The organism is Nocardioides donggukensis, from assembly GCF_014842875.1.
In the GTDB taxonomy this organism is placed as follows: domain Bacteria; phylum Actinomycetota; class Actinomycetes; order Propionibacteriales; family Nocardioidaceae; genus Nocardioides; species Nocardioides donggukensis.
This window is the reverse complement of sequence record NZ_JACYXZ010000001.1, coordinates 223,453-234,940: the sequence shown is the minus strand read 5'-3', so window position 1 is coordinate 234,940 and position 11,488 is coordinate 223,453. Positions and strand designations below refer to the sequence as shown.

Genomic DNA, 11,488 nt, shown 5'->3' with positions numbered 1-11,488 from the left:
GATCCGAGACTTCCAGGTCAGCAGGGTGGCAGGTCCGTAGGCGCGGCCGGCCGCCGTGCCCGGGCGGCATGCATGCTCCGCGTCCGATCCGGGTAAGAGCAGGAGTGCGGACTTCGCCCGGGTACCCCCGGGCCCGCTGTGGAGGGAGATTCCATGAGCTCGACCTTGGTCTGGATCATCATCGCTGCGGTGATCCTGCTCGCCGTCGTCGCAGTGGCCGCGACGTTGATGAGCAAGCAGAACAAGTCTCGCCGTCGGGACCAGGCCACGGAGCTGCGGTCCGAGGCCCGCGCCCAGAGTGGGGGCCTGGCTCAGGAGGAGGCCCAGGCACGCGCCGCGAAGGCGGAGGCCGACAAGCTCCGCGCCGAGGCCGAGCAGGCCGACCACCGGGCCGCCGAGGCAGCCCGCGCCCGGGACATGCAGCACGCGGAGCAGGAGGACCAGGTCAGGGAGGCGGACCGGCTCGACCCGGACGTCGACCACAAGACCGACGACTACGCGCCACGGCTGGACCGCGACGTTCCCCAGGACGGGACCGCCGACGCGGGCACCGCTCCCGGCGAGCCGACCGACGGCCGGCCCACGGACGCTCCCGGGACCCCCGGCAGCCACCGCGAGGGCACGCCTCCCCGCTGAGAGCCCGCTGAGAGTCGCCGGGCCGTCGGGCGTGCGATCCTGTCGCCCGTGACCCAGGTCCCGGCAGCGACCCGCGCGCTGCGCGTGCTCCGCTTCCTCGCCAGCCAGCCCGATCCGGTCCCGCTGGACCGGATCATGCGGGCCTGCGACCTGCCGCGGAGCACGGCGTACCACCTGCTCAACGCCATGATCGACGAGGGATTCGTGATCCACCTCGGCGAGGAGCGGCGGTACGGGCTGGGGGTGGCCGCGTTCGAGGTGGGGAGCGGCTACTCCCGCCAGGAGCCGCTGCAGCGGATCGCCCGCCGACCGCTGGCCGACCTGGTCGACGGCACCCGGCAGAGCGCACACCTGGCGGTCCTGCACGGTCGCGACGTGCTCTACGTCGTGGAGGAGCGGGCCCCGGGGCGGCCACCCCTCGTCACCGACGTGGGGGTGCGCCTCCCGGCCCAGCTCACAGCGAGCGGCCGGGCGGTGCTGGCCGCGCTGCCGCTCCCCCAGGTGCGGGCGCTGTTCCCGGATCGGGCCGCCTTCGTGCAGCGGCACGGCACCGGGCCGACCAGCCTGAGCGCGCTGCGCACCCTGCTCCAGGAGACCCGGGGCCGTGGCTACGCCATGGAGGACGGCGAGGTCACCCCGGGGCTGGCGAGCGTCGCCGCCGCGGTGCTCGACCACAACGACTACCCGGTCGCCGGGGTGGCGGTGACCTTCCCGAGCGGGTCGGACGAGGTCGTCGACCTGGCCGGCGTCGTCGCTCAGGTGCGCCGGGCCGCGGGACGACTCACCGCCCGGCTCGGGGGCCGGCCCTCCCGCCCGGCGACGGCCGGGCCGCGACAGTCCCAGTGACGCCGGGGCCGGTCGGTCGTTGAGCCCGGCGTGCCCCCTGCAGACCACGCTGCCACCCGCCCCGCCTCCCACGACGCGGACCACCGGGCCGACCGTCCCGGAGACCACCTCGTGGACGGGTCCGCCGGCCGCCCGGCCCGACGGCGGCTCGCGGTCGCGGGCGTCCTCGCCCTGACCCTGGTGGGCGGCGCGCTGCTGGTCCCCGACCCCGGCGACGCGGGCGGCTCCGCTCCGGGCACCGGCTTCCGCGCCCGGATGGCCGCCGAGACCGGTGCCGCGCCGGCCGGGTCGGCACCGAGCGCACCCGTCGACGCACCGGACGGGCACGGGCACGACCACACCGACCCCACCACCAAGAACGCGATCTCGCGGGCCGGGCGGGCGGCCGGCAGTGCGGACCCGACCACGGCCGACGAGGCCCGTGCGAGCGTCGAGTACGTCGCCCGCAGCCGGAGGACGGCCGACCCGGAGCTGACCACGGTGCCGCCCCGCACCCCGCGCCACCGGACACCCCGGACCCGCTACGCGGTCGCGGGCGGCTGCTACACCCTCGAGGGCGACCCGGTCCGGTTCCGGGCCACCGACCTGGGGATCCACCTGCTCTACGACACCGCCCGTCGCTTCCTCACTGCCCGCCCGGACGGCACCGTGACCTGGGCCGCCGAGCCGTCGCCGGACGCGGAGTGGACGACCCGCCGCCGGGACGGGCGGTTCACGTTCCGCCTGCCCGACGGCCGGGCCCTGACCCGCACCGCGGACGGCCTGGGCACCGGCGGCGAGCCGAGTCGGTTCGCCCTCCGCCGGACCCGCGGGTGTCCGGCCTACCCCGAGCCGCGGGTGGGTGTGACCGGCGACCCGCACGCCGGCGTGACGCCGTTCCAGGAGGTCAGGGGCTACGTCGACGCGCACACCCACGGGATGGCGTACGAGTTCCTCGGCGGCGAGGTGCACTGCGGCAAGCCCTGGGACAAGTACGGCGTCGCGCACGCGCTGGTGGACTGCGAGGACCACACCCTCACCGACGGCAAGGGCGCGGTGCTGGAGTCGGCGCTGTCCGGGGAACCCTCGCACGACCCGGCCGGCTGGCCGACGCTCGTGGACTGGCCGGCGCCGAACTCGCTCACCCACGAGGGCACCTACCACTCCTGGCTGGAGCGGGCCTGGCGCGGCGGCCAGCGGGTGTTCGTGAACCTGCTGGTCGAGAACGGCCAGCTGTGCACCGTCTACCCGCTCAAGCGCAACTCGTGCGACGAGATGACCTCGGTGCGGCTGCAGGCCCGGAGGATGCGCGAGCTCGAGCGCTACGTCGACGCGCAGTACGGCGGCCCCGGTCGCGGCTGGTACCGGATCGTCACCACCCCGTGGGAGGCCCGGCGGGTCATCAACGAGGGCAAGCTGGCGGTGATCATGGGCATCGAGACCAGCGTGCCGTTCGGGTGCAGCGTCAAGCGGGTCGTCGGCGGGGACCGGGCCGAGTGCGACGAGGCGTCGGTGAACCGGCAGATCGACGAGATGTGGCGCCTGGGCGTCCGCCAGATGGAGCTGGTCAACAAGTTCGACAACGCCCTGTCGGGGGTGGCCGGCGACGCCGGCGAGACCGGCGTGGCGGTGAACTCCGCGAACTTCCTCGAGACCCTGTCGTTCTGGGACATGCGGCACTGCGAGCCGGCCGACGGCGAGTCCGCGGACCGCACCCAGCTGGCCGCCCCCGACATCAGCGCCGGCCAGCAGGACGCACTGTTCGGTGCGGTCGCCGAGCTGGGCGGCCTGCTCAACGCCCCGGCCGTGCCGGCGTACCCGACGCCCGCCCACTGCAACGCCCGCGGCCTGACCGGACTCGGCGAGCACGTGGTGGACCGGCTGGCCGACCGGCGGATGCTGATCGACCCCGACCACATGAGCGTCAAGGCACGCAACAGCCTGCTCGACCTCCTGGAGGCCCGGGACTACCCGGGCGTGCTCTCCAGCCACTCCTGGGCGACCCCGGACGCCTACCCCCGGATCTACGCGCTGGGCGGCTTCGTGGCGCCGTACGCCGGGGACTCGGAGGGCTTCGTCGCCAAGTGGCGGCGACACCTCGGTTGGGCCGACGAGCGCTACTACTTCGGCTTCGGGTTCGGCGCCGACATCAACGGCCTGGGCGCGCAGGGCGACCCCCGAGGCGCCGACGTCGCGAACCCGGTGCGCTACCCGTTCACGGGGCTGAACGGGGTGCGGGTCGACCGCCAGCGCAGCGGCGAGCGGGTCTACGACCTCAACGTCGACGGGGTGTCCCACTACGGCCTGTACCCGGACTGGATCGAGGACCTCCGCCAGGTCGGCGGCCCGGAGGACGGCGAGGCGATCGTGGAGGACATGAGCCGTGGCGCCGAGGCGTACCTGCAGACCTGGGAGCGCGGGTTCGGGATCGCCGCGGACTCGTGCCGGAACCCGGAGCTGCGCCGGCGGGTCTCGACCGTCCGGGACCTGGTCCGGCCCGGGATGACGCCAGTGGCGGTCATGCGCGCCGTCGGTCAGCCCTACACCCGGCTCGGCGACACCTACGGCCTGTGTGCGCGGAGCCGGTCGTCGGCCCGGGTGCCGATGGAGATGCTGTTCGGCGCGGAGGGTCGGGTGCGCGAGGTCCGACGGGGCTGACTTGTGCAGGTTCCTGCATTGCAGAAACGTGAGGGACCGCAGGTGTTGTGCCAGCCGCGTCTGCAGGGTGTGCTACCCCGGGCCCGGTGAACCGCACCGGCCCGTCAGCACCCACCCAGGAGCCTCCACCCATGATGCGCATCCTCACCACCGTCGCCAGCGCCGCCACCCTCGCGGTCCTCTCCGTCGGGCTCGCCGGCCCGGCCACCGCGGTCTCCCTCGAGAACGAGCCCGTCGCCCCGCGCACCCTCGAGAACGAGCCCGTCGCCCCGCGCACCCTCGAGAACGAGCCCGTCGCCCTGCGGGTCCTGGAGAACGAGCCGGTCTCCCCGCGGGTCTGATGCGCACGGTCTGACGCGGCCGCGAAGTTACCTCCAAGTAGGATCCTCCTCACAGGGCCGTGGCACTGACGCGGGCGCGTCGGTCGCCCTAGGCTCGCCCCACGCCTGACCAGGTGGCCCACCCGCCGGACGAGGAGCAGTTCCTTCATGCAGATCTTCGCGATCGTCGTTTCCCTGGCCATTGCCGTCGTCGGCGTGGCGCTGTTCGTCCGCGCGATCCGGAGCATGCTCGGCGTGGTCCGGGTCGGTCAGCCGGTGTCCCGCACCGACGACCCGGCGGCCCGCACGGTGACGCTGGTCAAGGAGACGCTCGGCCACACCCGGATGCTGCAGTGGACCGTGGTGGGGGCCGCCCACTGGTTCGTGTTCGTCGGCTTCGGGCTGCTCTTCTTCACCCTGGTCACGGCGTTCGGCCAGCTGTTCGACGCGCACTTCGCCCTGCCCCTGATCGGCCACTTCTTCCTGTGGGAGTGGGTGACCGAGTTCTTCACGGTCGTGATGATCGTCGCGATCGTCGGCTTCATCGGCTACCGCGCCAGCCGGCCCACCGAGCGCACCCGTGGAGCCAAGGGTCGGCTCTTCGGCTCGACGATGTGGCAGGGGTACTTCGTCGAGGCCGTGATCCTCGGCGTCGGCCTGTGCATCATGACGCTGCGCGGACTCGAGTACGCCCTACTGGCCAAGGGCGGCGAGCACTCGGAGGACGCGACCGCGTTCCACTTCCCGTTCTCGGCCTGGCTGGGCGAGGCGTTCTCGGGGATGTCGACCTCGGGCATCGAGAGCTGGATCTACGCGATCGCGATGCTGAAGATCGTCATCTCCTTCACCTGGATGATCGTCATCTCGCTCAACACCACCATGGGCGTGGCCTGGCACCGGTTCACCGCCTTCTTCAACATCTGGTTCAAGCGCGAGTCGTCCGGCGGCACGGCGCTGGGCGCCATGAAGCCGCTGACCTCTGAGGGGAAAGCGATCACCCTCGACGACATCGACGACCTCGACGAGGACTCGGTGCTCGGCGTCGGCAAGGTGGAGGACTTCTCCTGGAAGGGGATCCTCGACTTCACCTCCTGTACCGAGTGCGGCCGCTGCCAGTCGCAGTGCCCGGCCTGGAACACCGAGAAGCCGCTGTCGCCGAAGCTGCTCATCACGATGCTGCGCGACCACGCCTACGCGAAGGCGCCGTACCTGCAGGCGGACTCCGAGGAGGCCCGCGCCGAGCTGCCCGGCGACGTGCTGGTCGAGGCGGAGCGGCCGCTCGTCGGCGCCACCGAGGGCGAGTGGGCGTGGATGCCCGAGGGCGGCGCCGTGATCGACGACGACGTGCTCTGGTCCTGCACCTCGTGCGGCGCCTGCGTCCAGCAGTGCCCGGTGGACATCGAGCACGTCGACCACATCATGGACATGCGTCGCTACCAGGTGCTCGTCGAGGCGAACTTCCCGGCCGAGCTGAACCAGCTCTTCAAGGGGCTGGAGAACAAGGGCAACCCGTGGAACATGGCCGGCAGCGCCCGGCTGGACTGGGCCAAGGACCTGCCCTTCGACGTCAAGGTCGTCGGAGAGGACCTGGAGTCCCTCGACGAGGTCGACTGGCTGTTCTGGGTCGGCTGTGCGGGCGCCTACGAGGACCGTGCCAAGAAGACCACCCGCGCGGTCGCCGAGCTGCTCGACCTGGCCGGCGTCAGCTTCGGCGTGCTCGGCAAGGGCGAGACCTGCACCGGCGACCCGGCCCGCCGGGCCGGCAACGAGTTCGTCTTCCAGGGGCTCGCGCAGCAGAACGCCGAGTCGTTCAAGGAGTTCAAGGTCAAGAAGGTCGTCTCGACCTGCGCCCACTGCTTCAACACCCTCAAGAACGAGTACGCCGACTTCGGCGTCGAGCTCGAGGTGGTCCACCACACCCAACTGCTCAACCGGCTGGTCCGCGAGGGCAAGCTGACCCCGGTCACCGACGGGGCCGGCGCGGCCAAGCGCTCGATCACCTACCACGACCCGTGCTTCCTCGGACGGCACAACCAGGTCTACTCCCCGCCGCGCGAGCTCCTGCAGATCATGCCCGGGGCCGAGGTCGTGGAGATGGAGCGCAACTCCGAGAAGTCCTTCTGCTGCGGTGCCGGCGGCGCCCGGATGTGGATGGAGGAGAACATCGGGGAGCGGATCAACCTCAACCGCACCAAGGAGGCGGTGGGCACCGGGGCCGACCAGATCGCGGTCGGCTGCCCGTTCTGCCGGGTGATGCTCTCCGACGGCCTGACCTCGGAGCAGGCGAACGGCAACGCCCGCGAGGAGGTCGAGGTCCTCGACGTCGCACAGATGCTGCTCGCCTCGGTGAAGGGTGAGACCGCGACCCGGACCAAGCCGGCGGAGCGGGCCGGCCCGAAGGCGCAGCCGGCCGCCAAGGCCGGGGCCGTAGGGACCGGGGCGGCGGGGGCCGGGGCGGCCACCGACGTCGCGACCAAGGCCGAGCCGGACGCCGGCGACGTCACGCAGACCGAGGAGACGGTCACCGACACCGAGGACGTGGGCCCGGCCGCCAAGGCGAGCGGCGGGTCCTCGCTGTTCGACACCCCGGCCGAGCCCGGGCCCGCCGCCGAGGCAGGCGGGGGGTCCTCGCTCTTCGACACGCCCGCCGACACCGAGGCTCCGAAGCAGTCCGAGGAGCCTGCCGAGGAGCCGGCCGCCCAGGCCGGCGGGTCGCTGTTCGACCTCGGCGGCGACATGGACAAGGACGGGGTCAACGACGGGGCCGACGACGGGGCGGGGGCTCCCGCCGCCGAGGCGCCGGAGCCCGTGGCCGGCGACGAGCCGGCTGCGAGCGCGGAGCCGGCCGGCGCCGACGAGGCGGGGCCGGCGACGAGCGTCGACCAGGCCGACGAGGACGAGCCCCTGGGCAGCAGCGGGTCGCTGTTCGACCTCGGTGGCGAACCGGACCCGAGCGCGACGGCCGCGGCCGGCCAGCCCACCCCTGATACTCCGGCGGCGTCGGTCGCCGAGCCGGAGCCGGAGACCGATGCAGCGCAGGACCAGCCTGCGGCGGAGCCCGAGACCGCCGCCGAGCCCGCGCAGGCCGTCGGCGCCGAGCCGGCACCGGAGCCGTCCACCGAGATCCCCGACGGCGGGTCGCTGTTCGACATCGCCGCCCCGGAGCCCGCGGCCCCGGCGGCTTCTGCGACCTCCACGGCCTCCACGGCACCGGCCGTCGAGCCGGAGGCGGCGGAGTCCGCCGCGACCGAGGACGACCCGGAGCCCGAGCCGGCCGCGGTGCCGTCGGGGCCCGAGACCGTCGCGGACAGCGACACCTCCGCACCGGAGCCTCAGGTCGAGTCGGAGCCACAGGTCGAGGCCGCCTCGGAGCCGGCCCCGGAGATCCCCGAGGACGGCTCGCTGTTCGACATCGCCGCACCCGAGCCGGCCGCTCCGGCGGCCAAGCCGGTCGCCGAGCCCGAGCCGGAGACCGAGGCAGAGCCCGAGCCGGAGGCAGAGGCAGAGCCGGAGGCAGAGGCAGAGCCGGAGGCAGAGGACAAGGCCGAGCCGGAGACCGAGGCAGAGCCCGAGCCGGAGCCGGAGGCCGCAGCCAAGGACGAACCGGAAGGCAGGCCGAGCGGCGCCGAGCACACGCCGAAGGCCGCCGACATCGACGAGGCCGGTTCGCTCTTCGATCTCTGAGCCGTTCCACCGGAGCGGACGAGGTTCACCCCGACAGCGCGGTGGATCGCGGGCACCTGGTGCCTGGGATCCACCGCGCTGTCGTCTGTGACGTCACAAGGATCTTGTCATGACGTCAGAGTGATGTCATAGTGATGCGCATGGACATCACGCCGTACGTCGAGAGCCTCCGCCGCGACCTGGTCGCGGCCGCCGAAGCCGGCGGGGACGACATCCGGTCCGCGGCCGACCGGCTGGTCGCCGCCCTCGAGCCCGCCGCCCGGCTGGCGCTGATGGAGGCCGTCTCGCAGGCCGCGAGCGAGATCACCGCCGAGATGCCGGCCGGCTCAGTCGACGTGCGGCTCAACGGCCGGGAGCTGGGCTTCGTCCTCGACCTGCCGGCGCCGGCACCGCCCCCGCCACCGAATCCGGCCCCCGCCGCCGAGGAGACCGAGGAGGACGGCGCGATCGCCCGGATCACCCTGCGCCTGCCCGAGTCGGTCAAGAGCCGCGCCGAGGAGCTCGCCGCCCGGTCCGGCCACTCCCTCAACACCTGGCTGGTCAACGTGGTCCGCGGTGCGACCACGGCCGACCAGTCGATCAACGTCGACATCGACCTGTCCAGCATCCCGTTCCTCGGCGGCGACCCGTTCGGGCGGGGCGGCCGCCGCGGCAACCGCATGACCGGCTGGGTCTGACCGGCCCCGCACCACCACCCACCACCCACACCCTCCGCGGACCGGCTCCGGCCGGCCCGGCGGACCAGCACACCCTGGAGGAGCCATGGAACGCACCTACGAGACACCGGAGCCGGTCGAGCTGTACGTCGAGCTCGGCAAGGGCACCCTCACCGTGACCGCGACCGAGACCTCGCGGAGCACCGTCACCGTCACCGGCGACCAGTCCGACGACGTGGTGATCGAGCAGACCGGACGCCGGATCACGGTCCTGGCCCCGCGGCAGAGGCTCGGCTTCCTCGGAGGCCACGAGTCCGGCCTCCGGGTGGTGGTGAGCGTCCCGACCGGCTCCGACCTCGAGACCCGCACCGGCTCCGCCGACCAGGTCGCCGACGGCACGTTCGGCACGGTCCGGCTCAAGTCGGGGTCCGGCGACGTGCGGGTCGAGCGCAGCATCGGCGTCACGGTCATCGACACCGGCTCCGGGGACATCGACCTGGTCGACATCGGAGGCGACCTGCGGGTCAAGAGCGGGTCCGGTGACGTCGAGGTCGGCAGCATCGCCGGCACCAGCGGCGTCTCCACCGGCAGCGGCGACGTCACCATCGGCCGCACCCAGGACTCCTCGGTGCTGAAGTCCGGCTCCGGCAGCCTCACGATCGCGCACGCCGACGGCGACATCAGCCTGAGCGCGGCCAGCGGCGACCTGGAGGTCGGGACCCTGCACGCCGGGGGGCTCCAGGCCAAGAACGTCTCGGGCGACGTCGTCGTCGGCGTGCCCGCCGGCGTGCCGGTGTGGACCGACGTGTCCACGCTCACCGGCCACGTCGCCTCCGAACTGGCCGCTGTCGGCCGCCCCCAGGACGGCGAGCAGCACATCGAGATCCGCGCCCGCAGCGTCAGCGGCGACATTGTCCTCAAGCAGAGCTGAAGGAGCACCCCATGATCGACCACATCACCCACGAGGCCCAGGCCCGGCACCGCATCGACCAGCGCACGGTCCGGTCCGCCTCCCGGACGAACCGGCCGGGCGACGCCCCGGCGAGCGCCCCCCGCTCCCCGCGGCGGGCGCTGGCCCGCGGCGTACGCCGGCTCGCCGACGTGATCGACACCTGATCCGCCGGCGGCGGGTCGGGAAGCGGCCGGCGGCCGCCCTCAGATCGAGGTGCGGTGGAAGTTCTGGAACGACCGGGACGGCGTCGGACCGCGCTGACCCTGGTAGCGGGAGCCGTACTTCGCCGAGCCGTAGGGGTGCTCGGAGGACGAGGAGAGCCGGAAGAAGCAGAACTGCCCGATCTTCATCCCCGGGTAGAGCTTGATCGGCAGGGTCGCGACGTTCGCCAGTTCCAGGGTCACGTGCCCGGAGAAGCCGGGGTCGACGAAGCCGGCGGTGGCGTGGGTGAGCAGGCCCAGCCGGCCCAGCGACGACTTGCCCTCCACCCGCGCGGCGATGTCGTCGGGCAGCGAGACCACCTCGTAGGTGGACCCCAGCACGAACTCGCCCGGATGCAGGATGAACGCCTCGTCGCCGTCGGGCTCGACCATCCGGGTCAGGTCCGACTGGTCGGCCGCCGGGTCGATGTGCGGGTACTTGTGGTTCTCGAACACCCGGAAGTAGCGGTCCAGCCGGACGTCGATCGACGACGGCTGCACCATGCCCTCCTCGAAGGGATCGAGCCGGACCCGGCCGGCGTCGATCTCGGCCAGGATGTCGCGATCGGAGAGCAGCACGGGTGGCACCCTACCCAGCGGCCGCCGTCGGTGAGGAGGGCCCGCGCCACGCGTCTCGAAACCACTCGTAGGCTCCCGGCATGGGTTTCCACCGCTACGTCGCCCTCGGCGACTCCTTCACCGAGGGCGTGGGCGATCCGGACCCGCACCGCCCGAACGGCCTGCGCGGGTGGGCGGACCGGGTCGCCGAGGCCCTCGCCGTCCACCAGCCGGACCTCGGCTACGCCAACCTCGCCGTCCGGGGCCGCAAGCTGGGTCAGATCCTCGACCAGCAGCTCGAGCCGGCGCTGGCGATGCGCCCGGACCTGGTCACCGTCTATGCGGGCGCGAACGACATCATGCGGCCGCAGGTCGACCTCGACGCCCTCGTGGCGGCGTACGACGCGGGGCTGGGGCGGATCGCGGCCACCGGCGCCCGGCTGCTCGTGTGGACCGCGTTCGACCCGGGCGGCTCGGCGATCTACCGGGCACTGCGGGGGCGGTTCGCGCTCTACAACGAGCTGGTGCGCGAGAGCGCCGACCGGCACGGGGCCACGGTCGTCGACTTCTGGCGGATGCGCGACTACCGCGACTGGCGCTACTGGGACACCGACCGGATGCACATGAGCACGCTCGGCCACCAGCGGATGGCGGTCCACGTGCTCGACACCCTCGACGTGAGCCACGACCTGCCACTGCCCACGCTGCCCGAGCGGGAGACCCCGGGCCGGGCGCAGCGACTGGCGGCCGACCTCGCGTGGACCCGGTCGTTCGCGGTGCCGTGGGTGCACCGACGCCTGACCGGCCGCTCCAGCGGCGACACGGTGACCCCACGGCACCCGGACCTCGGCCCGTTCGCGTAACATCTCCTCCGACCGGTCCGCCGGTCCTGCGGATGTAGCTCAGCTGGTAGAGCGCGACCTTCCCAAGGTCGATGTCGCGAGTTCGAATCTCGTCATCCGCTCCACGTGCTAGGTGCGAAACCTAGCCACGGAGATG

At 73.0% G+C, this 11,488-nt stretch carries 10 protein-coding genes and 1 tRNA gene; 10 read left to right on the top strand and 1 reads right to left on the bottom strand.

Features of this window, described 5'->3' with window-relative positions; all coding sequences use genetic code 11:
• Nucleotides 1–153: 153 nt before the first annotated feature.
• The 8 genes from IE331_RS01080 (at nt 154) to IE331_RS01045 (ending at nt 9,895) form a co-directional block, all read left to right on the top strand.
• Nucleotides 154–636 carry a hypothetical protein gene (locus tag IE331_RS01080; protein WP_192139669.1) on the top strand — a complete coding sequence of 161 codons (483 nt, stop codon included), beginning with the start codon at nt 154–156 and terminating at the stop codon, nt 634–636.
• A 48-nt stretch (nt 637–684) separates the two neighbouring features.
• Nucleotides 685–1,482 carry an IclR family transcriptional regulator gene (locus IE331_RS01075; protein WP_192139667.1) on the top strand — a complete coding sequence of 266 codons (798 nt, stop codon included), beginning with the start codon at nt 685–687 and terminating at the stop codon, nt 1,480–1,482.
• Nucleotides 1,483–1,512: 30 nt separating this feature from the next.
• Entirely contained in the window at nt 1,513–4,119 is a 2,607-nt protein-coding gene (locus IE331_RS01070; RefSeq protein ID WP_192139665.1) for a peptidase, read from the top strand.
• A 131-nt stretch (nt 4,120–4,250) separates the two neighbouring features.
• Nucleotides 4,251–4,460 (top strand): hypothetical protein, encoded by a 210-nt coding sequence (locus IE331_RS01065; protein ID WP_192139664.1) that lies wholly within the window; start codon nt 4,251–4,253, stop codon nt 4,458–4,460.
• Nucleotides 4,461–4,607: 147 nt separating this feature from the next.
• A complete protein-coding gene (locus IE331_RS01060; RefSeq protein WP_192139662.1) occupies nt 4,608–8,123 on the top strand; it encodes a heterodisulfide reductase-related iron-sulfur binding cluster in 3,516 nt (1,171 codons plus the stop codon).
• A gap of 140 nt (nt 8,124–8,263) precedes the next feature.
• Nucleotides 8,264–8,800 (top strand): pilus assembly protein HicB, encoded by a 537-nt coding sequence (locus tag IE331_RS01055; RefSeq protein WP_192139660.1) that lies wholly within the window; start codon nt 8,264–8,266, stop codon nt 8,798–8,800.
• A gap of 85 nt (nt 8,801–8,885) precedes the next feature.
• Nucleotides 8,886–9,710 (top strand): DUF4097 family beta strand repeat-containing protein, encoded by an 825-nt coding sequence (locus tag IE331_RS01050; RefSeq protein ID WP_192139658.1) that lies wholly within the window; start codon nt 8,886–8,888, stop codon nt 9,708–9,710.
• Between the two features lie 11 nt (nt 9,711–9,721).
• Nucleotides 9,722–9,895, top strand: a complete 174-nt coding sequence (locus tag IE331_RS01045; RefSeq protein ID WP_192139656.1) for a hypothetical protein — start codon at nt 9,722–9,724, stop codon at nt 9,893–9,895.
• Nucleotides 9,896–9,934: 39 nt separating this feature from the next.
• On the opposite strand, the gene dcd is transcribed toward IE331_RS01045, so the two are convergent.
• Complete coding sequence (gene dcd, locus IE331_RS01040) at nt 9,935–10,510, bottom strand: dCTP deaminase (RefSeq protein ID WP_192139654.1); 576 nt, start codon at nt 10,508–10,510, stop codon at nt 9,935–9,937.
• Between the two features lie 80 nt (nt 10,511–10,590).
• Between dcd and IE331_RS01035 the strand changes: the two genes are divergently transcribed.
• Both IE331_RS01035 and IE331_RS01030 read left to right on the top strand, forming a co-directional pair.
• A complete protein-coding gene (locus IE331_RS01035) occupies nt 10,591–11,352 on the top strand; it encodes an SGNH/GDSL hydrolase family protein (protein ID WP_192139651.1) in 762 nt (253 codons plus the stop codon).
• A 28-nt stretch (nt 11,353–11,380) separates the two neighbouring features.
• A tRNA-Gly gene (locus tag IE331_RS01030) sits at nt 11,381–11,456 on the top strand.
• The last annotated feature ends 32 nt before the right edge of the window (nt 11,457–11,488 follow it).

Bases quoted from the DNA above. Each gene is read 5' to 3' on its own strand.
- IE331_RS01080 (WP_192139669.1), top strand. From the start codon at position 154: ATGAGCTCGACCTTGGTCTGGATCATCATCGCTGCGGTGATCCTGCTC.
- IE331_RS01065 (WP_192139664.1), top strand. From the start codon at position 4,251: ATGATGCGCATCCTCACCACCGTCGCCAGCGCCGCCACCCTCGCGGTC.
- IE331_RS01060 (WP_192139662.1), top strand. From the start codon at position 4,608: ATGCAGATCTTCGCGATCGTCGTTTCCCTGGCCATTGCCGTCGTCGGC.
- IE331_RS01055 (WP_192139660.1), top strand. From the start codon at position 8,264: ATGGACATCACGCCGTACGTCGAGAGCCTCCGCCGCGACCTGGTCGCG.
- IE331_RS01050 (WP_192139658.1), top strand. From the start codon at position 8,886: ATGGAACGCACCTACGAGACACCGGAGCCGGTCGAGCTGTACGTCGAG.
- IE331_RS01045 (WP_192139656.1), top strand. From the start codon at position 9,722: ATGATCGACCACATCACCCACGAGGCCCAGGCCCGGCACCGCATCGAC.
- IE331_RS01035 (WP_192139651.1), top strand. From the start codon at position 10,591: ATGGGTTTCCACCGCTACGTCGCCCTCGGCGACTCCTTCACCGAGGGC.